General features: G+C 67.2%; 18 protein-coding genes. 5 read left to right on the plus strand and 13 right to left on the minus strand.

Going from position 1 to position 21,950, the window contains the following annotated elements; translation table 11 throughout:
• Positions 1-27: 27 nt before the first annotated feature.
• The 6 genes from NS365_RS17005 to NS365_RS17030 all read right to left on the minus strand — a co-directional run bounded on the left by NS365_RS17005 (position 28) and on the right by NS365_RS17030 (position 7,589).
• On the minus strand, positions 28-2,256 hold the full coding sequence (locus NS365_RS17005; RefSeq protein ID WP_244498480.1) for a methyl-accepting chemotaxis protein: 2,229 nt from the start codon (positions 2,254-2,256) through the stop codon (positions 28-30).
• 146 nt (positions 2,257-2,402) lie between these two features.
• A complete protein-coding gene (locus NS365_RS17010) occupies positions 2,403-3,278 on the minus strand; it encodes an aldose 1-epimerase family protein (RefSeq protein ID WP_058601495.1) in 876 nt (291 codons plus the stop codon).
• A 66-nt stretch (positions 3,279-3,344) separates the two neighbouring features.
• The gene (gene hemN / locus NS365_RS17015; protein WP_058601496.1) at positions 3,345-4,676 is read right to left on the minus strand and encodes an oxygen-independent coproporphyrinogen III oxidase; all 1,332 of its coding nucleotides are present in this window, start codon (positions 4,674-4,676) and stop codon (positions 3,345-3,347) included.
• A 1-nt stretch (position 4,677) separates the two neighbouring features.
• A complete protein-coding gene (gene cydX / locus NS365_RS17020; RefSeq protein WP_058601497.1) occupies positions 4,678-4,830 on the minus strand; it encodes a cytochrome bd-I oxidase subunit CydX in 153 nt (50 codons plus the stop codon).
• 12 nt (positions 4,831-4,842) lie between these two features.
• Complete coding sequence (cydB, locus tag NS365_RS17025; RefSeq protein WP_058601498.1) at positions 4,843-5,991, minus strand: cytochrome d ubiquinol oxidase subunit II; 1,149 nt, start codon at positions 5,989-5,991, stop codon at positions 4,843-4,845.
• Between the two features lie 11 nt (positions 5,992-6,002).
• Positions 6,003-7,589 (minus strand): cytochrome ubiquinol oxidase subunit I, encoded by a 1,587-nt coding sequence (locus tag NS365_RS17030; RefSeq protein WP_058601499.1) that lies wholly within the window; start codon positions 7,587-7,589, stop codon positions 6,003-6,005.
• Between the two features lie 147 nt (positions 7,590-7,736).
• Here NS365_RS17030 and cydD point away from each other — a divergent pair, with 147 nt between their 5' ends.
• Positions 7,737-9,512 (plus strand): thiol reductant ABC exporter subunit CydD, encoded by a 1,776-nt coding sequence (gene cydD / locus NS365_RS17035; RefSeq protein WP_082684672.1) that lies wholly within the window; start codon positions 7,737-7,739, stop codon positions 9,510-9,512.
• Positions 9,509-11,167: a thiol reductant ABC exporter subunit CydC gene (gene cydC / locus NS365_RS17040; protein WP_058601500.1), complete on the plus strand. Its 1,659-nt coding sequence runs from the start codon at positions 9,509-9,511 to the stop codon at positions 11,165-11,167. The genes cydD and cydC overlap by 4 nt, the downstream gene beginning before the upstream one ends.
• Positions 11,168-11,182: 15 nt before the next feature.
• Here the strand turns inward: cydC and xseA are convergent, their stop codons facing one another.
• Both xseA and NS365_RS17050 read right to left on the minus strand, forming a co-directional pair.
• A complete protein-coding gene (xseA, locus tag NS365_RS17045; protein ID WP_058601501.1) occupies positions 11,183-12,778 on the minus strand; it encodes an exodeoxyribonuclease VII large subunit in 1,596 nt (531 codons plus the stop codon).
• Positions 12,779-12,782: 4 nt separating this feature from the next.
• Complete coding sequence (locus tag NS365_RS17050) at positions 12,783-13,736, minus strand: LysR family transcriptional regulator (RefSeq protein WP_058601502.1); 954 nt, start codon at positions 13,734-13,736, stop codon at positions 12,783-12,785.
• 256 nt (positions 13,737-13,992) lie between these two features.
• On the opposite strand from NS365_RS17050, the gene NS365_RS17055 reads away from it, so the two are divergent.
• Positions 13,993-14,256, plus strand: coding sequence for a DUF1127 domain-containing protein (locus NS365_RS17055; RefSeq protein ID WP_058601555.1), 264 nt, complete (start codon positions 13,993-13,995; stop codon positions 14,254-14,256).
• A gap of 89 nt (positions 14,257-14,345) precedes the next feature.
• On the opposite strand, the gene NS365_RS17060 is transcribed toward NS365_RS17055, so the two are convergent.
• From NS365_RS17060 to NS365_RS17075, 4 genes are all read right to left on the minus strand, one after another.
• Positions 14,346-15,656, minus strand: coding sequence for a hemolysin family protein (locus NS365_RS17060; RefSeq protein ID WP_058601503.1), 1,311 nt, complete (start codon positions 15,654-15,656; stop codon positions 14,346-14,348).
• Between the two features lie 143 nt (positions 15,657-15,799).
• Positions 15,800-16,645 (minus strand): hypothetical protein, encoded by an 846-nt coding sequence (locus NS365_RS17065; protein WP_058601504.1) that lies wholly within the window; start codon positions 16,643-16,645, stop codon positions 15,800-15,802.
• 130 nt (positions 16,646-16,775) lie between these two features.
• Positions 16,776-18,149, minus strand: coding sequence for a glutamate--cysteine ligase (locus tag NS365_RS17070; protein WP_058601556.1), 1,374 nt, complete (start codon positions 18,147-18,149; stop codon positions 16,776-16,778).
• Between the two features lie 126 nt (positions 18,150-18,275).
• Entirely contained in the window at positions 18,276-19,031 is a 756-nt protein-coding gene (locus tag NS365_RS17075) for a 16S rRNA (uracil(1498)-N(3))-methyltransferase (protein WP_058601505.1), read from the minus strand.
• A 180-nt stretch (positions 19,032-19,211) separates the two neighbouring features.
• Here NS365_RS17075 and NS365_RS17080 point away from each other — a divergent pair, with 180 nt between their 5' ends.
• Positions 19,212-20,009: an SDR family NAD(P)-dependent oxidoreductase gene (locus tag NS365_RS17080; protein WP_058601506.1), complete on the plus strand. Its 798-nt coding sequence runs from the start codon at positions 19,212-19,214 to the stop codon at positions 20,007-20,009.
• A 56-nt stretch (positions 20,010-20,065) separates the two neighbouring features.
• Here the strand turns inward: NS365_RS17080 and NS365_RS17085 are convergent, their stop codons facing one another.
• On the minus strand, positions 20,066-20,278 hold the full coding sequence (locus tag NS365_RS17085; protein WP_058601507.1) for a hypothetical protein: 213 nt from the start codon (positions 20,276-20,278) through the stop codon (positions 20,066-20,068).
• A 172-nt stretch (positions 20,279-20,450) separates the two neighbouring features.
• Between NS365_RS17085 and NS365_RS17090 the strand changes: the two genes are divergently transcribed.
• Positions 20,451-21,944, plus strand: a complete 1,494-nt coding sequence (locus tag NS365_RS17090; protein WP_058601508.1) for an FAD-linked oxidase C-terminal domain-containing protein — start codon at positions 20,451-20,453, stop codon at positions 21,942-21,944.
• Positions 21,945-21,950 lie beyond the last annotated feature (6 nt).

Below are 21,950 nucleotides of genomic sequence, written 5' to 3' on the forward strand. Positions count from 1 at the left end.
CCTTGGTCATAGGGGCTGCGCGAAGCCTTAGCGGCTCATGCGCTCGAATCCGCCGCCGTCGAGATCCAGCGAGAAGCCGCCGCTGCTCGCCGGCTTGGCCGCCGCAAAGCCCGCCGCCTGCGCTTGAAGCGAATGGACGGGATTGGCGGCCGGGCCGCTCTCGAACAGAGCGTCATCGACGGATGCCAGTTTTACCGGTGCCTTGGCGTGGCGCGCGGGCTTGGACGCTGCGGCGGAGGCCGATGCGGCAGGCGCAGCCGTCGCCTTGGTCACCGTCGTGACCGGGGCTGCCGGCTTGCGCGCGGTCTTGCGCGCTTCGGTCTCGCGGTTGGTGGCTTCGATCTCCAGCGCTTCGGCCTGGATCAGCGCGTCGCGCTCGGCATCCGTCATGCGGAAGTAGCCCGCGCGCTCTTCGAGGCGACCCGCTTCCGAGGCCAGCTGCTCGGCCGTCGCGGTCATCTCGTTGGCCGCGCCCGCATTGGCCTGTGTGACCTGATCCAACTGCTGGATCGCCTGATTGATCTGTTCCACCCCAACCGACTGTTCGCGGCAGGCCGCCGAGATTTCCGAGACCAGTTCGGCCGTCTTTCTGATATCGGGCACCAGCTTCTCCAGACGCGAGCCGGCATCCTCGGCGACGATCAGTGTGCGCGAGGAAAGTTCGCCGATCTCGGTCGCCGCCGCCTGGCTGCGCTCGGCGAGCTTGCGCACTTCCGAGGCGACGACGGCGAAGCCCTTGCCGTGCTGCCCGGCGCGCGCCGCTTCGATGGCGGCGTTCAGCGCCAGAAGGTCCGTCTGACGGGCGATCTCCTGCACCACCGCGATCTTCTCGGCGATCTCGCGCATGGCCTTGGTGGACTGCGTCACCGCTTCGCCCGTCGTGCCGGCATGGGTCGCCGCCTGCGCTGCGATCTTCTCGGTGGTCGAAGCGTTGTCGGCATTCTGACGGATGTTGGCGGTCATCTCCTCGATCGCCGCCGAGGCCTGTTCGGAAGCTGCGGCCTGTTCGGTCGAGCCCGACGACAGCTTCTCGGCGGTGGACGCGGAGCGGGCGGAACCGGCCGCGACCAGCGAGGACGAAGCGCGCACGCCCGAGACGATCTCGGAGAGCTTGACCGTCATGTCGCTCATGGCGCGCTGGAGGTCGGCCAGCTCGTCGCGGCCCTTCACTTCGATACGCTGCGTCAGGTCGCCCGATCCGATGCGGCGCGCCAGATCCACGGCGCGCTGCATCGGGCGCACGATGGTAAAATGACTGACCAGCGCCACCGCCAGAAGGATCACGACGAAGATGGCGGAAAAGCCGATGGCCAAGAGCGTCAACTGCTCTCGCATGGGGCCGGCAATCGTGGCTTCGGGCACATCCACCACCGCGATCCAGGTCGTGTGCAGACCCGGAAGCTCGAAGGGGTAGAAGATACGGCGAACGACGTGGCCGTCGAGATCGGTGATGCCCGCGACGCTGTGCGGCTTCTTGTCCGCTATCGCGGCGTCGAGTTCGGTGCGGCCCAGCGTGTTGCGATAGGGCGTCGTCAGTCGGGCGGGGTCGGGATGCGACAGCCAGGTCCCATCGGCGCCCAGCAGCTTCACGTTGCCGGTTCCCAGCGGCTTGATGTCCTTCAGAAACTCCGCAATCTGGCTCACCTGGATGTCGAGACCCACGACGCCGATGAACTGGCCGGCCGAGAAGACGGGGTGCACGACACTGGCGAGCAGGTTCTTGTTGCCGGTGTCAGTTTCGATATAGGCCGGTGTCACGCCGGATGTGCCGCTATCGGCTGCGAGCGTCCACCAGGGTGCCTGATAATCTTCATCGAAGATCTGGAATGTCGGCATTGGCGTAGCGCCGCGATGCCACCACGGGGCGAAGATGCCGTTCTTGTTGGCCCCCTGCGCCATATTACTCTTCATCCGGTCCTGCTCGCCGTCGAACGCCTTGGGCGCTTCCAGAAACCAGGCGCCATAGGCGAGAGGGTTGGGCTCGAAGCTCAGGCGCAGCGCTTCGATGACATCCTTGCGCGTGATGTCCAGCCGGGCATGGCGCTCGCCGATGCCGCCGGCGGTGAGGCGCGCCGCCGTGTCGAGCCCGGCGATTCCGCTTTCGACGATCTTGGCCGCGCGTCCCGCCTCGCTGGTCATCAGCCGCTCGGCCGTCTCGTCCGACTGTGTCTGGGTCTCATAGGCCAGGAGCCCGGCCACTGGCAGTAGCGCCAGAAGGAGGCCGGCGCCGATCCCGCCGATGATCTTGGTTTTCAAACTTACGCGCGCGCGACGGAACATCAGATTCGGTCTCGTTTGTTGCACCGCGAAGGAGAAGCCACGCACGAACTTAATGCTCGGTTCGAAACCACCCCGCGTCGCCTTCGGCGCGGGGCTTCCTCTCATTGTGGTTATCCCCGTCTTTAGCCGGCGACGGAAACTGTCCAGACATAGAAGCGCGCTTCGCCGGGGCTCAGATGCTCGTTGCCCGGCTTGTCCGCGAACTCGCCATCCCAGCCCAGCGGCGGCGTGGTGCCGGCCCAGGGCTCGATGCACAGGAAGGGTGCGCCCTGCGGCTTCGACCAGACGCCTAGATCGCGGAAGCCCTGCCAGGAAACGCGAAGAGAGGGGGCTTCGGCACCCGGCGCCTCGAAACGCACCGCGCCCTCGCCAATGCCGCCGAAGACCAGCGCATCGCCCGCGAACAGCTCGGGGGAGAGTTCGAGCATCTCGCCCACGGCCGGAACCGACCGCTCGCCCTTCAGGAAGCCGCCCTCCAGCGCGCAGGCGCTCACAGGCGCCGCGCCTTCGAAGCGAAGCTCATGGGCCTCCTTCGCGATGCCCTCCGCCAGCGGCCAGCGAAAGGCGGGATGCGCGCCGACGGCATAGGGCAGGGACACCGTGCCGGGATTGCGCACGGTGGTGGTGACGGTCAGCGTGTCCTCGCTCACCTCGTAGGCAAGTTCCAGCTCGAAGGCGAAAGGGAAGCGCGCACGGCTCTCTTCGCTGTCGCGCAGCACGAGGCGCGCGCGCGTCTCGCCCTTCTCCAGCCATTCGAACCGGCTGTCGCGCGCGAAACCATGCTGCGTCAGCGGGTAGGACTGGCCATCGACGATCAGCCGGTCGCCCGGCAGGCGGCCGACGATGGGAAAGAGAACCGGCGCATGGCGCGGCCATTCCGGGCCGGCCTGCCAGAGAAATTCCCGGCCTTCGCGGTCACGAAGCGAGGTCAGTTCCGCGCCATCCTCCTTGATGCGGGCGGACAGGCCGATGGTGCCGATGCGATGCGGTTCCGACATGGAAAGCTCCGGGTGGGGACAGATCGCTCCCTTCTACCGGAACGGCGTTTCGTTTTCCCCTCCCGTTCAAACCGCGCTGCTGAAGCCCCGCTCGCCTTCGCTGCGAAAGCGATCGAACACGGCCGAGACCAGCCGCACGAAGGGGCGTCCCTTCTCGGTCAGGGCAATGACGTCATGGCGCATGTCCACGAGCCCCTGCAGGGCGAGCGGGCGCAGAAGCGCCAATTCTTCGGCATAGTGCCGCGCGCGCCGGCCGAGATCGACGCGGAAGTCGCACATGAGGCGCTCGATGATGCGGGCGCGCTCGCGGTCGTCCCCCTCGAAGGCATGGCCGCGTCGGGTCGGCAGTTCTCCCGCCAGGACCCTCGCCTTATAGGCTTCGATGCCGCTTTCGTTCTGCGCGAAGCCCCCGGCCAGACGCGAAATGGAGGACGCGCCGAAGCCGATCAGCACCTCCTGCGCATCGTCCGTATAGCCCTGGAAGTTGCGGTGGAGACGATGGGCGCGGGCGGCCGCCGCCAGCGGATCGCAGAACAGGGCGAAATGATCGATGCCGATGCTCTGGTAGCCATGGGCGAGGAAGCTCGCCGCCACCGCCTCCTGCTGGCGCACCCGCTCCGGCGCTCCCGGCAGAAGCGCGGCGTCGATCAGTCGCTGGTTGGCGCGGCGCGCGGGCAGATGCGCGTAGCCATAGCAGGCGACGCGATCGGGCCCGAGCAGGATGACCTCCCGGCACGTGCGCTTCAGGCTGTCCACGCTCTGTCGCGGCAGGCCATAGACGAGGTCGAAGTTCAACTTCGCGATGCCGGCACGGCGCAGCATGGCGACTGCCGCGCGCACGGTCTCGGCCGGCTGCACCCGGCCGATCGCCTGTTGAACCTCGGGGTCGAGATCCTGCACCCCGAGGCTCGCGCGGTTGACGCCTAGCACGGCGAGCCCGTCCACCAGCGCCTGATCCACGCGGCGCGGGTCGAGTTCCATCGCATGTTCGAACCCGGTTTCGAAATCGAAATGGCGCTCCAGCACGCGCAGGACCGAGGCCACGCCGGCGATGCCGAGGATCGAGGGCGTGCCGCCGCCCCAAGCGATGCGCGCGATGCGAAGCCGGGCGGGCAGATGGCGGGCGACGAGCGCGATCTCCGCTTCCAGGCCCGAGCGATAGCTGGCCACGACATCGTCCCGCAGCGCCGCCTTGGCGTGGCAGCCGCAATAATGGCAGATCTCCCGGCAATAGGGCACATGGAGATAGATCGAGACGGGCTGGCCCGCATCGCTCGCAGCGAGCCAGGCGGCCGTTTCCGCCGGGCCGATGGCCGACGAGAAGTCCGCCGCCGTGGGATAGGAGGTGTAGCGTGGCACGGTGAGGCTCGCGAGCTGTTCGGTGAGATCGTCGCTCATATCAGGCCCCATCCAGAGCCGTTCCGGGCCGCCCTTCGGGCTCGATCGCGAGGGCCGACAACCGGCGATCCTCCTTCATCTCGAACCACATGGCGTTGAGAATGGCGAAGGCGCAGGCGAGGCCGAGGCCCAGAACCCAGGAAAAATACCACATGGTGTCGGCTCCTCAGTAGGCGTTGGGATTGCGGCCGATGGACGTGGCCGTCACCGGCCCGCGCATCACGCGGTAGACCCAGGTCGTGTAGGCCAGGACGATCGGCAGGAAGACGAGCGTCGCGATCAGCATGACGAACAGTGTCAGATGGCTGGACGAGGCGTCCCAGACGGTGAGGCTGACGTTCGGGTCGAGATTGGAGGGCAGGAGGAACGGGAAGAGCGAGAGCCCGGCGGTGGAGACGATGCCGAACACGGCCGCCGCCGACGCCAGGATCGCCACCACGCCGCCGCGCTTCCCGAGCGCCAGCAAAGCCAGCGCCGAACCGAGGAAGCCAAGGGCCGGGGCGATCAGCATCCAGGGATGACGTGCGTAATTACCGATCCAGGCGCCCGTTTCGCTCACCACGCTCTTGGCCAGCGGATTGGAGGCCGCCGCGCCGATCTGCCGGCTGGTGACGACATAACCATCGAGTCCGAAGGCGACCCAGAGCCCACCAAGCGCGAAGAGCGCGAGCGTGGCGATGGCCGCCATGCGGCCATAGGACCGCGCCCGGTCGGAGACCTCGCCGAGGCAGCGGGCAGCGATGACGCTCGCGCCGAGCGTGATCACCATGGACACCGACACGAGACCGCAGAGAAGCGCGAAGGGGCGAAGCAAGCCGAAGACATTGCCGGTATAGTGCGGGCGCAGCGTCGCATCGAGGCCGAAGGGCACGCCGAGCAGGACATTGCCCACCGCGACGCCCATGATCAGCGCCGGCACGAAGCCGCCGACGAACAGCGCCCAGTCCCAGGTCTCGCGCCAGCGTGCGTCCTTCACCTTGCCCCGGAACTTGAAGCCCACGGGCCGCAGGATCAGCGCCAGCAGGATCACGATCATCGCGAGGTAGAAGCCGGAGAAGCTCGCCGCATAGAGCGCCGGCCAAGCGGCGAAGATCGCCCCGCCCCCTAAGATCAGCCAGACCTGATTGCCTTCCCAGGTCGGGCCGATGAGGTTGATGAGAATGCGCCGCTCCTCGTCAGATCGGGCGACGAAGGGCAGGAGCGCGCCGACGCCGAGATCGACGCCGTCCATGATCGCAAAGCCGATGAGAAGCGTGCCGAGGAGCACCCACCAGACCAGCCGGAGCGTTTCGTAGTCGAGGGGAAGTTGGGTCATGGGTTCAGCTTTCAGCGATGGTCGGGGAATGCGGCGGCGCCCTCGGGCACGAAGCGCGAGCCGCCCGCGCCGTCGATCCAGTCGGCTGCCGCCTTCGGGCCGGCCTTGATCGTCTTCAGCATGAGGAAGATCATGACGACGGCGAGCGTGGTGTAGAGCGTCAGGAAGAAGGCGAGGCTGATGGAGAGGTCCGTCAGCGTCAGGCCGGAGGCCGCGTAAAAGGTCGGCAGCACGCCTTCCACCACCCAGGGCTGGCGGCCATATTCGGCGATGAACCAGCCCGCCTCGATGGCGATCCAGGGCGTCGGCAGGGAGAGAAGCGCGATCCAGAGAAGGGCGCGATTGGTGCCGATCCGGTGCTTCGAGGCGCGCCAGAAGGCGGTGGCGAAGAAGGCGATCAGATAGAAGCCGATCACCACCATGAGGCGGAAGCTCCAGAAGAGCGGGGCCACGCCCGGCACCGTGTCGAAGGCGGCCTGCGTGATCTCTTCAGGCGTCGCGTTCACCACATCCTCGCGGTAGCGCTTGAGAAGCAGTGCGTAGCCGAGATCCTTCCAGGTGGCCGCGAAGGTCTCTCTCGCCTTGGCGTCGGACGGGTCGGCGCGCACGGCTTCCATCGCCGCATAGGCGATCTGGCCGTTGCGGATGCGCTGGCCGGCCGTCTGCACGAGCTCGAGAATGCCGGGAATTTCGCCTGAGATGGAGCGCGTGGCGATGAGGCCGAGCGCATAGGGCACCTGCACCTCGAAGGAATTTTCCTTGTCGCCCGGAATGGCGAAGAGGTTGAAACCGGCCGGCGCGGGCTCGGTATGCCACATGGCCTCCATGGCCGCGAGCTTCATCTTCTGATGCTCGGTCGCGGTGTAGCCGCTCTCGTCGCCGAGCACGACGACCGACAGGGCGGAGGCGAGGCCGAAGCTCGCCGCCACCGCGATCGAGCGCTTGGCGAGGTCGACATGCCGGCCGCGAAGCAGAAACCACGCGCTGATGCTGATCACGAACATTGCGCCCGTGACATAGCCGGCCGACACGGTGTGGACGAACTTCGCCTGCGCCACCGGGTTGAACACCACGGCCATGAAGTCCGTGATCTCCATGCGCATCGTCTCGGGATTGAAGGTCGAGCCGACCGGGTTCTGCATCCAGCCATTGGCGATCAGAATCCAGAGCGCGGAGAAATTGGCCCCGAGCGCCGTCAGCCAGGTCACTGCGAGATGCCCGACGCGCGACAGGCGATCCCAGCCGAAGAAGAAGAGGCCGATGAAGGTCGCTTCCAGAAAGAAGGCCATCAGGCCCTCGATCGCCAGCGGCGCGCCGAACACGTCGCCGACATAATGGCTGTAATAGCTCCAGTTCATGCCGAACTGGAATTCCATGACGATGCCCGTGGCGACGCCCATGGCGAAGTTGACGCCGAACAGCGTACCCCAGAACAGCGTCATGCGCCGCCAGACCTCGCGGCCGGTCATCACATAGACGCTCTCCATGACGGCCATCAGAACCGACAGGCCCAGCGTCAGGGGTACGAAAAGGAAATGGTACATCGCCGTCGCCGCGAACTGGAGTCGCGACAGGTCGACGACCGTCATGTCGATCATGGGTCTGCCCGCCTTTGGAAAGTGCCGGAACCGTCCGGTTCGCAATGAGGCCTAGACCCGGCGCGCCGGGCGCGCCTTGATTTGAATCAATGCCGCCGCGCCGCGCCTCGCCTAGTCCTTTCCACGAACAGGCGAGAGGACAGGGCGATGGGCGCGGATCGGGTGGGCGGGGGGCGCGGGCGCGATGGCGAGCGGCGTTGGCTGGGAGGCCTTCGCACTAGTGGCGGTTGGCCGCTGGCACTCGCCGTCGCGCTGCCGCTTGTCTCGGGCGTGCTCGTCGTCGCTCAGGCCTGGGTTCTGGCTCATCTCCTGGGCGGAGCCGCGTCCGGCACGCTTGCACCCGAAGCGGAGACGAAGGGCGCGCTGGCGCTGGCCGGCCTGTTTCTGGCGCGGGCGGGGCTTGCCTATGGCATGGAGCGCGCGGGATCGGCCGGGGCCGAGCGCATCAAGGCGCGCCTGCGTCTCGCCCTGTTCGATGATTGGATGGCGCGCCGGCCGGATTGGGCCACGGGTCGCGCCTCGGGCGCGCTGGCCTCGGCGCTTCTCGAACAGGTGGAGGCGCTGGACGGGTTCTTCGCGCGTTTCCTGCCGGCCATGGTGGCCGCCACCGTTCTGCCGATCGGCTTCGCCGCCTGTGTCTTCCCGGTGGATTGGGTCGTCGGACTCCTGCTTCTCGTCACCGCGCCGCTGATCCCGCTTTTCATGGCGCTGGTCGGTTGGGGCGCGGAGGCGGCCGGCGAGGCGCAGGCCTCTGCCTTGTCGCGCCTGTCCGGCTTTTTCGGGGATCGGCTGCGCGGCCTCTCGACCCTCGTCCTGTTCGGGCAGGCCGAGCGGGAGAAGGCGGCCATGGCGCAGGCCGGCGAGGAATGGCGGCTGCGCACCCTGAAAGTCCTGCGCATCGCCTTTCTGTCGTCGGCGGTTCTCGAATTCTTCGCCGCGCTCGGCGTCGCCGGCGTGGCGCTCTATGTCGGCCTGTCGTTTCTGGGCTTCGTGACGCTCGGCTCCGCGCCGCTGACGCTGGAAGCCGGCCTCTTCTGCCTGCTCATGGCACCCGAAATCTATGCGCCGCTGCGCCAGCTCGCCGCCCATTATCACGACCGGGCCAGCGCCAAGGCGGCGGTCGGTGAGATCGCCGCGCAGTTCGGCACGCTGCCGGCTCTCGTTTCTCCCAAGCCGGCGCAGGAGCCGGACCTCGCCACACCTTTGAGCGATCCGGCCGGCGTCGAGGTCTCCGCGCTGACGCTGCGCACGCCCGATGGGGCGCGGCCCGTTCTGGACGCGGCCGATCTTCGGCTCGCGCCCGGCAGCCATGTCGCCATTCTGGGGGCCAGCGGCTCGGGCAAGTCCACGCTTCTGGAAGCCTTGGCGGGCCTGCGCGCGGCGCAAGGCACGATCCGGCTGGCCGGCCGGCCGCTGGAAGAGATCGCCGAGCCGGCCCTGCGCCAGGCCGTCGCCCTGCTGCCGCAGCGGCCGCATCTCTTCGCCGGCACGATCGCGCAGAATATCCGCCTTGCCGATCCGCTGGCGGGCGACGCGGTGGTGATCGAAGCGGCCGAGCGCGCCCGCGTGCTCGATTTCGCCTGGGATTTGCCCGACGGACTGGAAACGCGCATCGGCGAAGGCGGCTTCGGTCTGTCGGGCGGTGAGCGGCACCGCGTGGCGCTGGCCCGCCTTTATCTGCGCCAGCCCTCGATCCTGCTTCTGGACGAGCCGACCGCGCATCTGGATCGCCAGACCGAGCGGGAGGTGCTGGACGATATCCTGCGCTTTGCCGCTGAGCGGGATCGCACGCTCATCGCCGCCACCCATTCGCTTGAAGTCGCCCAGCGCATGGACCTCGTCTTGCGCATCGAGAACCGCCGGCTGATCCCGCTATCGGGCCGGCCCCGCCCCATCCTCGCCAGCCGGGAGAATGCCGCATGAGCGCGCTTCGCCGCTTCGCCCCCGTCTTCGCACAGAGCAAGGGCCGCTTTGCCCTGACGCTCGCGCTCTCACTTCTGACGCTGCTCTCCGGCGCGGCGCTTCTGGCGCTCTCGGGCTGGTTCCTCACCAGCGCCTTCCTCGCAACGGCCGCCGTGAGCTTCAATCTCTTTGGCCCGTCCTCGGCGGTGCGCGGCCTGTCGCTTCTGCGCATCCTCCCGCGCTATGGCGAGAAGCTCATCGGCCATGACGCGACCCTGCGCACGCTCAGCCATATTCGCGCCGAGACGTTTCGCACCGCCATTCCGCGCTTCGGCACGTTGCGCAAGGAACTGACGCGGGGCGATCTCGTGCAGCGCCTCACCGCCGATATCGAGGCGCTGGACGTGGTCTTCCTGCTGGCGATCGGCCCCATGGTGACGGGGCTCCTCGCGGGCGGTGCGCTCGCCTTGGCGCTGGTGTTTCTCTTGCCGGGTGCGGCGCTGGCCTATGCCCTGGCCTTCGGTCTCGCCACCATTGCCGTGCCCCTGGCTCTGGCCTGTGCCTCTCGGGAACCGGGCGCGCAAGGAATCGAGGCGCTGGCTTCGTTGCGCGGCACCGTGATCGACGCGATCGACGGTCAGGCGGACCTTCGCCTCTTCGGAGCCATCGGAGAGGCTCGCCAGCGCCTGGAAAGCGGCGCGCGGCACCTGTCCGCCTCGCGGCGTTGGCTCGCCGCGCAGAGCGCATTGGCGGCGGGCGCGATCCATCTCCTGTCCGGCGCGGCGCTGATCGGCGTGCTCATGCCGGGCCTCGCCGCGCTGCGGGGTGGGCAGATCGGCGGGCCTGTTCTGGTCGGCCTGGTGCTCGCCGTTCTCGGCAGTTTCGAGGCGGTGGCCGGGACCGTGCGCAGCGTCGCGCGGCTCGGCACGTCCCGCGCGGCGGCCGAGCGGCTGGATGCGCTCGCGCATTTGCCGCAGACGCTGGCCACGCCGGCCCGGCCTGCCGCGCTTCCGGCTGGCGCGTCTTTGAGCCTGCAAGGCGTGTTTTTCGCACCGCGCGGCGCGCGGCCCATTCTGGATGGCGCGAGTCTGGCGTTGAAAGCGGGTGAGCGGATCGCGCTCACTGGCCCCAGCGGCTGCGGCAAGTCCACGCTTCTGGCGCTCGCCATGGGGCTGCTGCGTCCCGACCGGGGCCGCGTGGAGATCGCCGGGCAGGATATGGCCCGCATACCCTTCGAAACCCTGCGCCAGCGTGTGACGCTGCTCGAACAGGACGCGCCGGTCTTTCTGGGCACGATCGCGGAGAATCTGAGGATCGGCCGCAGCGATGCGACAGACGACGAACTCTGGGACGCGCTGCGCCGCGCGCGGCTCCGCAGCTTCGTCGCCACCCTGCCGCAAGGGCTGGAGACGCCGCTTGGCGAGGGCGGGCGCACGCTCTCAGCCGGTCAGGCACGCCGGCTGGTTCTCGCCCGCGCGCTGCTCTCACCCGCACCCATCCTGCTTCTGGACGAGCCGACCAGCGGGCTCGACCCCGAAACCGAACAGGCGTTTCTCCTGGATTTGGCCGAGGCGACGGAGGGCCGCAGTGTGATCCTCGCTACCCATGCCAACCTGCCAGATGGCGTGATGGACCGGGTGCTGCACCTCCATCACGGCCATCTCACTTCGATCTAAGATGGAAGGGCGGAGTCAGAACAGATCGCCCTGCACCACGTCCATCTGCTCGCGCTTGGCGCGTTTTGCGCCCTTGGCCGGCTTGGCGGTCGGCACGGCATCGGCGTCCGGCGCTGCTGCGATGGCGGCGCGGCGGTGGCCGCGCGCGAACTCGATCTCGAAGCTCGAGCCCGGCACGAGGTCTTCCGCGCGCGTGATCGGCACGTCGTTCTCGCCGCGAATAATGGCGTAGCCCCGCTCCAGAACCTGCCTGGGGTCGAGGCTGGAGGCGACGCGCCATGCCCCTGCCAGCGAGGCGCGGCGGCGCTCCTGCACGGCCGAGAAAGCCCGGTCCATCCGGTCCGACGCGGTGGCCAACCGGTGGCGCGCTTCGCCACTGCGCTGCGTCACGATATGGGGGCGCAAGGACGAGCCGAGCCGATCGAGATCGTGGCGAAGCTCGCGTAGTGCCGAGTCCAGCCGGTGGATCAGGATGGAATCGAGATGCCGCAGATCGGCCCGCTTGTCGCGGATCGAGGATTCCAGCCGCGCCGGGGAAAGGAGAAGGCCGGACTCCGAAAGCCGCCGCCGCCGTTCGCCGATCAGAAGCCGCTGGTTGCGCTCCAGCGCCGCGTCCGCCTCGTCCAGCCGTCGGCGGGGCAGGGCGAGCAGCGCGTCGGCAGAAGGGAGTGCGCGGGCAAGATTGGCGACGGCCCGCCGCTCGGCCTGAAGCGTGCGCGAGATCGCCGCGCCGCTGCGCGCCTCGATGGCGGCCAGCATGGCGACGAGATCGGCCCGCACGGGGACGGCCATTTCGGCCGCGCCCGTGGGCGTCGGGGCGCGCCGGTCGGCGGCGTGGTCGATCAGGGTCCAGTCCGTCTCGTGCCCGACCGCCGAGATCAGCGGAACGTCGGAGGCCGCCGCCGCGCGCACCACGGCCTCGTCGTTGAAGCCCCAGAGGTCTTCCAGACTGCCGCCGCCGCGCGCCACGATGATCACGTCGGGCCGGGGAATCTTGCCGCCGGGCGGAATGGCGTTGAAGCCCTCGATCGCGGCCGAGACCTCCGAGCCACAGGTCTCTCCCTGCACGCGCACCGGCCAGACCAGGACATGCAGCGGAAAACGATCGGCGATGCGGTGCCGGATATCGCGGATCACCGCGCCGGTCGGCGAGGTGACGACGCCGATCACGCGGGGCAGGAAGGGCAGGGGGCGCTTGCGCTCGGCGGCGAAGAGCCCTTCGGCTTCGAGCTTCAGCCGCCGCTCGTTGAGCAGCGCCATGAGCGCGCCCGCGCCCGCCGGCTCCATCGCCTCAATGACGATCTGATATTTGGAGGAGCCGGGAAAGGTCGTGAGCTTGCCGGTCGCGATGACCTCCAGCCCTTCTTCCGGCTTGAAGGCGAGCTTGCCGAAGCTGCCGCGCCAGACCACGGCCTCCAGCCGCGCCTTGTCGTCCTTCAGCGCGAAATAGGCGTGGCCCGAGGAGTGCGGCCCGCGATAGCCCGAGATTTCGCCGCGCACGCGTACATGGCCGAACGCATCTTCGACCGTGCGCTTGAGCGCGCCGGAGAGTTCCGAAACCGAATATTCCGCGACATTGCTGGCAGTAGCCTGCTCCATCAGATCGCTCATGCGCTTACCAGCCCGCCACGCCGACGCTCGGGCGCAGCCGCTGCGTGCGGATCATGCGCGTTTCGGGCAGGCGGCTTTGCGCCTGCGGCGGCAGGGCGGGCGTCAAATTGTGCAGGCTCTCTCGGATATGATCGACCAGGGCGGAGATGACGGGCGAATCCGTGTTGCGCCCGCGCATGACGGCGATCTGCGCGTCGGGCAGGCGCGGGAAACCGTCCGTCTCGTTCAAAACGCGCATTCCCGGCCGCAGCGCGCATTCGGGCAGGACGCTGACGGCCAGACCCGCCAAGACGGCCGAGGTGACGATCTGCGCCGACCAGGAGGTGAAAAGGATGCGATGCGTTCGCCCGATCCGGTTCAGCGCGTCGATCCCCTGCTGGCGCCAGTTGCAGTCGGCGCGCCCGATGGCGAGCGGCAGGATCGGCTCCTCGTGGATATTGTGCGCGGCCGAGGTTACGAAATGCAGCGGCTCGGTGCGCACGATCTCGGACCAGGCATGGGTCTTGGAGGGGCAGACGAGCGCGACGTCGAGATGACCCTTGTCCACATGTTCGATCAGGCTGGAGGTCGTCTCGCAGGCGATCTGCAATTCGACGCGCGGATTGGAGCGCACGAAGCGCGCCATGATCTCCGGCAGAAAGCGCTCGGCGTAATCATCGGGCAGGCCGATGCGCACATGGCCCTCGATCGTCTGCTCGTCGAAGGCGGCGAGCGTTTCCTGGCTGAGCGCGAGCATCCGGCGGGCATAGGTCAGGAGGCGACCGCCCGCTTCCGTCAGCTTCACAGCGCGGCCCGAGCGCTCGAACAGCTCGGTTCCCAGCCGCTCTTCCAGGCGGCGCACCTGCATGGAAACGGCGGACTGCGTCTTGAACACTTCCTCCGCCGCGCGGGTGAAACTGCCCGTGTCCACGATCGCGGCGAAGGTGCGAAGCTGGTCAAGATCGAGGGGAGTCGCCATGGTCGCCACCCATAATGATCGGTGATGCTGGGCATAAGAAACATTCGTTGGTCTGATCCGTCAAGCCGGACTATCTCCATTCTCGACAGCCAGAGACGAGACCGCGAAATCGGGTGGCTTGAGCCCTCGACACAGCGGAAAGTGTGAACCGGCCCAGCCGGGACATGCTGCCTTTCAACGCGCGGACGACCGTCCTGCGTGATGGATGGCGCTTTGCCTGCCGCGCCAGGATTGGCTTTCGAAAGGAGAAACGGCCATGACGCTCGCATCGAAGACTCCCGCTCCCTCCGTGGAAACCCTCGCCCAGTCGATCCGCATCGGCTTTGTGGCGCTTCGAGCGATCGTCCGCACCATGCGCAACCGCCGGGCCGCCTATCGAATGTCGGAACTGCCGGATTACCTCCTGAACGATATCGGCCTGAAACGCGATGACGTTCACGAGGCGCTCCATGCCGACTGGCGCGAAGACCCGACCTACCGGCTCGCCGTGCGGGCCAGCGAGCGCCGCCGCTCGCTCTGATCCCGCGCCATCGTCCGCTTGAATGCAAAAGACCCGCCGCGAGCCTCTCGCGGCGGGTCTTTTCGTATCTGATCCAAGCGTCGAGGCGATCAAGCCTCTTCGCGCGCGGGCTCCAACTCGCCGAGCTGCGTGGCGAGAATCTTGTCGACCCTCCGCCCGTCGAGATCCACGACCTCGAAGCGCCATGAACCGTACTGGATGAACTCGCCGACCTCGGGGATATGGCCGAACTGGTCGAGGATGAAGCCGGCCAGCGTCTCGTAGTCGCGCTCCTTGGGCAGGCTGCCCGAGCCCAGACGCCGCTCCACATCGTCGATCGGCATTCCGGCGTCGATGAGGTAGGAGCCGTCCTCGCGCTGAACGACGGAATAATCCTCCTCAGCCCCTTCCGGCAGCGAGCCGGAAATCGAGGCGAGAATGTCGGTCGGCGTCACCACGCCTTCGAAGGAGCCGTATTCGTCGATCACGATGGCCATGTGGATGTTCACGGAGCGGAAGCGGTCGAGCAGCTTCAGAACCGGCATGGTCTCGTTGACATAGAGCGGCTCGCGCACGACCGCCTTCACATCGATCGTGCCGGTGCGGCGATATTGCTCCAAGAGATCCTTGGCCTGAACGACGCCGACGAGATCGTCCACGTCTTCCTTGGCGACGGGAAAGCGCGAGTGGCCGCTCGAATGAATCTCGTCCAGAATGGCGTTCGGGTCGTCGGCCAGCGAAATCCAGGCCACATCCGGGCGGGGCACCATGATGGAGCGCACGTTCCGGTCGGCGATGCGAAGGACGCCTTCCAGCATCTCGCGTTCTTTTTCCTCGAAGACGCCCGACTCGGTGCCTTCGGCGATCATCGCCTTCACTTCTTCTTCCGTCACCGAGTTCTCGCTGGCGGCGCGCGCGCCCACCAGCTTGCTGACGGTCTCGGTGGAGAAGCGCAGGAACCAGACCACCGGCGCGCCGATCATGGCGATCAGGCGCATGGACGGGGCGACGAAAGCGGCGATCGATTCGGAATGGGCGAGCGCGAATCGCTTGGGAACCAGCTCGCCCAGAATCAGCGAGAAATAGGTGATGAGCACGACCACAAGCGCGAAGGCGATCGTATCGGCGTGGTTGGCGATCAGTGGCAGCGGGCGCAGGATTTCGGCCACGGGCTCGGAAAAGGCCGAGGCGCCGAACGCACCCGCGAAAATGCCGACAAGGGTAATGCCGACCTGAACGGTGGACAGGAAGCCGGTGGGATCGTCCACCAGCTTGAGAGCGGCGGCCGCCCCTTTGCTGCCATTCTGCGCCATTTGCTGGAGCCGGATTCGGCGGGCCGACACAACGGCCAATTCCGACATTGCAAAGAACCCGTTCAAAAAGATCAGGAAAACGACGATCAGAAGGTTGACGATCAGCATCCGGTGTCCGTGGGGGCCAAGCGCCCCCCATTGAAGATGCCGGATTATAGGGGGCAGCCGTGTTCCGATCCAAGGGACCGGGGCGAAACTTTTGCCCGCCGGCCCTGGAAAACCTGCGCTTGTGCTCTTCGCCTTCGCCCCGATCAGCCCTGCGAGCGGGGTTTTTGATCGAAAAGTCTGGCCATGGCGCTGAAATAGTCGGCCTGCATCGATTGCGCATTCGTGATCATGTCGAGCACGGGATCGCGGCGCGGAGCCTGCGAATCAGGAATCGGGGTGGGTTGCGGCGGCGCGCTCTGCGGCGTGAAGGCCCGCGTCATCGCCGCCATCATGCCGAACGGATCGACTGGGAAAGAGGCCGGGGCGGCGGGGCTCGGCTGCGTCGGCGCGCTGGCGGCCGGCATCACCCATGGGAAGGCCGTGCGCCATGCGTCGGAAAACAGCGCCGTCATCGCGGCTGGGGAGCCGGGCATGGGAGCGGGGGCCGAGGGGCGGTGGAAGGCCTCCACCGCATTGGCCGAGCGGCGCATCGCTTCCGCGAGGGTCTGGCCGGCCGTGTCGCTCGGGAAGTTCTTGGTCCAGTTGCCGGCCCCGGCCGCCATGGTCTGGAGCGCCGCGTTGAAGACCAGCGCGCCGAACTGGGGCATGAACTGCTGAAGCATGTCGGGCGCCTGGCCCGTCAGAAGCGAGGCCTGCCGCGCCACGGCGCTCATCAGATCGGGGCCGAACAGCGTCTTCGTGACCATTTCGCCGGCCTGGCCGGAGAGGAAGCCGCCGGGGCCGAGCCCGCCCATGGCGCCGAAGCGCTCGGCCAGATCGGACCAGCTCTTGGGGTCGATCATCGCCCGCTGCATTCCCAGGATATAGGCCGGCACCAGCGCGTCGGTCGTGGCGCGCATTTCCTCGTGGCTCAGGCGAAACCGGGCGGCCAGCGTGTCGGCCGCTTCACCCGCGCCCGCCGCCTTCAGCCAGTCGAAGAAGTCCGTCATCGCATTGTTCCTTCGCGCGTACCGGCCGGTCTCTCGGATCGGCCCAGCATGGGCCAGCAAGCCGGCTCTGCCAAGGCAAAGGCTTCACGGGCGTGCCGTCATCCGCAGGCGCGTCAGCTTCGATCCCGGCTCAATAGGTGAGGTGAGCGAACAGCGCCTCGAAACGCCCGCCCCATTCGCCTTCGAAGCGCGCCAGCAAATCGTCGGCCGCCGTGCGCCCGCTGTCGATTCGCGCGCGCAAGGGAGCCAGATACATCGCCTCGCTGCGACCGGCCGAATCGAGCCGGGCGCGTCGCTCCAGCCCCGCCTCGGCGATCGGCACCACGCGGCGCGCGATGGAGAGCATGGTCTCCTCGCGGAAGGGCGCATGGAGGCCGAGACGCGGCACGGCCGAGCGCAGCCGATCGACCTCTTCGAAGCTCCAGTCGGCGGTGAGCGCCTCGGCCTCGTCCAGCGCCTGATCGTCGTAGAGAAGGCCACACCAGAAGGCGGGTAGCGCGACGATATCCTCCAGCGGACCGCCGTCGGCCCCGCGCATTTCGAGGAAGCGCTTGAGGCGCACATCCGGGAAGACGGTGGAAAGATGGTTGGCCCAGTCGCCCATATTGGGCTCGGGGTCGGGCACGCGGCCCTTCAGCGCGCCGTCCAGCATCTGGCGGAAGGTGATGTCGGTCACGTCATGATAGCGCCCTTCGCGCATCACGAAATACATGGGCACGTCGAGCGCCCATTCCACGTAGTCCTTGTAGCCGAAGCCGCCTTCGAAGGCGAAGGGCAGGAGGCCGGAGCGCTGGTTGTCGACATCCAGCCAGACACCGGAGCGCCAGGAGAGAAGCCCGTTCGGCTTGCCCTCGGTGAAGGGGGAATTCGCGAAGAGAGCCGAGGCGAGCGGCTGGAGCTTGAGGCCGACGCGCATCTTGCGCGCCATGTCCCGCTCGTCGGAGAAGTCGAGATTGACCTGGATGGTGGAGGTGCGGAACATCATGTCGAGGCCGCGCGTGCCGACCTTCGGCATGTAACGCTTCATAATGTTGTAGCGCGACTTCGGCATGACGGGCGTTTCGGCCAGCGTCCAGAGAGGGCTTGCGCCGATTCCGAGGAAGCCGATGCCGAGCGGCCCGGCGATCTGCTTCACATGGTCGAGATGGTCCTCAGTTTCCGCCAGCGTCTGGTGCAGCGTTTCGAGCGGCGCGCCCGACAGCTCGAACTGCCCGCCGGGCTCCAGCGAGATCGCGCCTTCGCCGCTGCCGCCGGCGAGCCCAATGATGCGCCCGTCATCGACGATCGCCTCCCAGCCTGTGCGCGCCTGCAACTCGTCCAGAATGCGGCGGATGCCGTCCTCGCCCTCGTAAGGCACAGGCGAGAGATCGGCCAAACGAAAGCCGAATTTCTCGTGCTCCGTGCCGAGGCGGAAGGCCGAAGCCGGCTTCTCGCCCGCGCGGATATGGTCCACCAGCTCGTCCAGCGAGCGGATGGGGGTGAGATCGGTCGTGTCGCGCGCCATGAGAAGCTCCGGGACGAAGTCGATTCTAGGGAGCCGGCGCGGAAGCCGGCGCAACATCTGCGTGTCTGTCCGCTTTCCCGGCAAGGCGCAAGAGCCAGACGGTGAACGCTGCGGACGCCGGAAGGGTCATGAAGACGCGGGGCTACGCCAGTCTCCCGCCACGGCCTGCACCACGGCCAGCGCCGCGACGGCGGCCGTGTCGGCGCGCAGGATGCGCGGCCCCAGCGAAATCGGCTTGACGAAGGGGAGGGCCAGCAGCGTCTCGCGCTCCTCTCGCGAGAAGCCGCCCTCGGGGCCGATGAGAAGGGCGAGCGGCCCGCCGCCCAAGGCCGAGAGCGCCTCCACGGGGCTTTGCGCGCCCGCCCGCTCGTCGCAGAAGAGCAGCGTGCGCGCCCCGTCCCACTCCGCCAGAACCTTGTCGAGCTTCTGGATGTCGCGGCATTCGGGCACGGAAAGAACGCCGCATTGCTCGGCCGCCTCCACGGCATTGGCTTCGGCGCGCTGACGGTTGAAGCGCGGGGCCTGGCAATGCTGCGTCATGACGGGCTGGATCAGGCCCGCGCCCATCTCCACCGCCTTCTGGATCATGTAGTCGAGCCGGGCGCTTTTGAGCGGCGCGAAGAGCCAGGTGAGATCGGGGCGCGGCGTCTGGTCGCGCAGCTTTTCCTCCGGCACCAGAAACAGGCGCTTCTTGCTTTCGCGCTTCAGGCTGGCGCGCCATTCGCCGTCCCGCCCGTTGAAGACAAGGATCGACGCGCCGTCCTCCAAACGCAGAACATTCAGGAGATAATTGACCTGTTCGGGCGTCGCTTCCACGCTGAGGCCGGGCGAGAGGTCATGGTCCAGAAAGAGGCGCTGACCGGAAAAATCGTAATCGGGCATCGGTCCTCGCGGCCGCTGGCTCCGAGCAGGGCGAAACCAACCTGCGGAGCATTCGTTGTCGCCGACATGATGCCGGCCTGTCCCTCGCGTTTTAGCGAACATGGCCGGTCTTTCCAGCCGTCCCCTTGGTCCGGTCACAGGATCCAAGGGCCGGCGCTTTTTCTGGGAGTTTCTTGCGACATGGACCTGATGATCAAGGGGCGCGTCGCGCTCATCACCGGCGCGGATGGCGGCATGGGCTTTGCCGTCGCAAAACTCCTGGCCGAGGAGGGCGTGAAGCTCGTTCTGGCCGACAAGAAGCTGGACGAGGCGAATGCGCGCCGGGGCGAGTTGCCGCAGGACACGGTTCTCGTTCAAGCCGATCTGACGAAGCAGGGTGATGCCGACGCCATCGTGGCCGAGGCTGTCAGGCGGTTCGGCAAGCTGGACATCGCCGTTCATACGGCCGGCATCACCGGCGCCAAGGGCGATCCGCTGGAACTGTCCGACGCCGATTACGAAGAGGCGTGGCAGACCGATTTCATGTCGGCGGTGCGAGTCGCCCGCGCGGCGATCCCGGAAATGAAGAAGGGCCGTTGGGGCCGCTTCGTCTGCATCACCTCCGAAAACGCCGTCCAGCCCTATTGGGAAGAGGCGACCTACAATGTCGCGAAGGCGGGCGTTGCGGCCTTCGCCAAGGGCCTGTCCTATAGGCTGGCGGCAGACGGTATTCTCGTCAACACGGTCGCCCCCGCCTTTATCGAGACGGCGATGACGGACGAGATGATGGAAAAACGCGCCGAGGAGCGCGGCACCTCGAAGGACGAAGCGATCCAGTCCTTTCTGGAGGAGGAGCGGCCGGGCATCGTGCAGAAGCGCCGGGGCCGGGTGGACGAGGTGGCAGCGGCCGTCGCGCTTCTCGTGTCCGAGCGGGCCTCCTTCATCAATGGCGCCAATCTGCGGGTCGATGGCGGCTCGGTTCAGGCGGTTCAGAACTGACAGCCCGAAGCAAAACGGGCGGCCCGAAAGCCGCCCGTTCTACCTGTGACATCGTGTCAGAGATGTTTGCCGGGGTCGATCTTGGGTCCGTCGATGCGGCTGGGGGAGATCGGGTCGGACGCGGGGAAGGTCTCGTCCAGCGCCTCGTCCAGTTCCTCTTCCTCCGTCATCGGGCGTTCCTGCCCACCCGGCGTCACGCCGTCGGGCTCGACGGCACGGGGCGTCTCTTCCGGGGCGGTCGGCTTGTGGCGTTCGTCCGTCTGGCTCATCGGATATCTCCATTGTTCTGAGATCAACGGGGGGGCCGGACGGGTCGTTCCCGGCATTCCGCCCGGCAATGGACTTTGGAGCTGGGCTTCCTTAGCATCGTTCCAGATCCGCCGGCCGGCCTGTCCGCGTCCGTGTCGGCAGACTTCATGTCGTGGAGGACGGGAGGAAACCATGACGATCGCCATGCCCAAACCCAGCCCGGAGATTCTGGGCCGGCGGGCCGAGATCGTGTCGGCGCTGCGCGCCATCGTGCCGGGTGAAGGCGTGGTGGATGCGAGCGTGGAAATGCGCGTGTTCGAAACCGACGCGCTGACCGCCTATCGGCAATTGCCGCTCGCCGTCGTGCTGCCCGAGACCGTGCCGCAGGTCGCCGCGATCCTGCGCTATTGCCACGCCAATCGCATTCCCGTCGTCCCGCGCGGCTCAGGCACTTCTCTCTCGGGCGGCTCGCTGCCGCTCGAAGACGGCGTGCTTCTGGTCCTGTCGCGCTTCAACCGCATTCTAGATGTCGATTTCGACAATCGCTGCGCCGTGGTGCAGCCGGGCGTCACCAATCTCGGCATCACCAAGGCCGTGGAACATGCCGGCTTCTACTATGCGCCCGATCCGTCCTCGCAGATCGCCTGTTCCATCGGCGGCAATGTGGCCGAAAATTCCGGCGGCGTGCATTGCCTCAAATACGGGCTGACGGCCAACAATGTGCTGGGCGTCGAATTCGTCACCATGGAAGGCGACGTAATCCGCCTGGGCGGCAAGCATCTGGATGCGGAGGGCTACGATCTCTTGGGTCTGATGACGGGCTCGGAAGGTCTGCTCGGCGTCGTGACCGAAGTCACCGTGCGCATTCTCCAGGCGCCCGAAACCGCACGCGCCGTGTTGATCGGTTTCCCGACCTCGGAACAGGCGGGGGCCTGTGTCGCCGAGATCATCGCGCAGGGCATCATTCCCGGCGGCATGGAGATGATGGATCGACCGGCGATCCTCGCGGCGGAGGCCTTCGTTCACGCGGGCTATCCGCTCGATGTCGAAGCGCTTTTGATCGTTGAACTCGACGGCGTGAAGGCCGAGGTCGATCATCTCCTCTCGGAAGTCGAGGGCATCGCCACGAAGAACGGCGCGACCACCGCGCGCGTGTCGCAATCGGCCGAGGAGCGGATGCGCTTCTGGGCGGGGCGCAAGGCGGCCTTTCCGGCGGTCGGGCGCATCTCGCCCGATTATCTCTGCATGGACGGCACCATCCCGCGCAAGGAGTTGCCCCGCGTGCTCGCCGGCATGAAGGCTCTTTCGGAAAAATACGGGCTGGGGGTCGCCAATGTCTTCCACGCCGGAGACGGCAATCTCCATCCGCTCATTCTCTACGATGCGTCGAAGGATGACGAGCTTCAGCGGGCCGAGGATTTTGGCGCCGACATCCTGCGCCTGTGCGTCGAGGTCGGCGGCGTGCTGACGGGCGAGCATGGCGTCGGCATCGAGAAGCGCGATCTCATGCCCGAAATGTTCGCCGAGGACGATCTGAAGCATCAGATCCGCGTCAAATGCGCCTTCGACGATCGGCATCTGCTCAATCCCGGCAAGGTCTTCCCCGTTTTGCATCGCTGCGCCGAACTTGGCCGGCTCCATGTCCATGCCGGCAAGCTGCCGTTCCCCGACCTGCCGAGGTTCTGAGAGTAC

Source organism: Aureimonas ureilytica, from assembly GCF_001475935.1.
Lineage (GTDB): Bacteria > Pseudomonadota > Alphaproteobacteria > Rhizobiales > Rhizobiaceae > Aureimonas > Aureimonas ureilytica_A.

Coding starts and splice junctions, on each gene's coding strand:
- NS365_RS17010 (WP_058601495.1), bottom strand. CDS start 3,278: ATGTCGGAACCGCATCGCATCGGCACCATCGGCCTGTCCGCCCGCATC.
- hemN (WP_058601496.1), bottom strand. CDS start 4,676: ATGAGCGACGATCTCACCGAACAGCTCGCGAGCCTCACCGTGCCACGC.
- cydX (WP_058601497.1), bottom strand. CDS start 4,830: ATGTGGTATTTTTCCTGGGTTCTGGGCCTCGGCCTCGCCTGCGCCTTC.
- cydB (WP_058601498.1), bottom strand. CDS start 5,991: ATGACCCAACTTCCCCTCGACTACGAAACGCTCCGGCTGGTCTGGTGG.
- NS365_RS17030 (WP_058601499.1), bottom strand. CDS start 7,589: ATGATCGACATGACGGTCGTCGACCTGTCGCGACTCCAGTTCGCGGCG.
- cydD (WP_082684672.1), top strand. CDS start 7,737: ATGGGCGCGGATCGGGTGGGCGGGGGGCGCGGGCGCGATGGCGAGCGG.
- cydC (WP_058601500.1), top strand. CDS start 9,509: ATGAGCGCGCTTCGCCGCTTCGCCCCCGTCTTCGCACAGAGCAAGGGC.
- xseA (WP_058601501.1), bottom strand. CDS start 12,778: ATGAGCGATCTGATGGAGCAGGCTACTGCCAGCAATGTCGCGGAATAT.
- NS365_RS17050 (WP_058601502.1), bottom strand. CDS start 13,736: ATGGCGACTCCCCTCGATCTTGACCAGCTTCGCACCTTCGCCGCGATC.
- NS365_RS17055 (WP_058601555.1), top strand. CDS start 13,993: ATGACGCTCGCATCGAAGACTCCCGCTCCCTCCGTGGAAACCCTCGCC.
- NS365_RS17060 (WP_058601503.1), bottom strand. CDS start 15,656: ATGCTGATCGTCAACCTTCTGATCGTCGTTTTCCTGATCTTTTTGAAC.
- NS365_RS17065 (WP_058601504.1), bottom strand. CDS start 16,645: ATGACGGACTTCTTCGACTGGCTGAAGGCGGCGGGCGCGGGTGAAGCG.
- NS365_RS17070 (WP_058601556.1), bottom strand. CDS start 18,149: ATGGCGCGCGACACGACCGATCTCACCCCCATCCGCTCGCTGGACGAG.
- NS365_RS17075 (WP_058601505.1), bottom strand. CDS start 19,031: ATGCCCGATTACGATTTTTCCGGTCAGCGCCTCTTTCTGGACCATGAC.
- NS365_RS17080 (WP_058601506.1), top strand. CDS start 19,212: ATGGACCTGATGATCAAGGGGCGCGTCGCGCTCATCACCGGCGCGGAT.
- NS365_RS17085 (WP_058601507.1), bottom strand. CDS start 20,278: ATGAGCCAGACGGACGAACGCCACAAGCCGACCGCCCCGGAAGAGACG.
- NS365_RS17090 (WP_058601508.1), top strand. CDS start 20,451: ATGACGATCGCCATGCCCAAACCCAGCCCGGAGATTCTGGGCCGGCGG.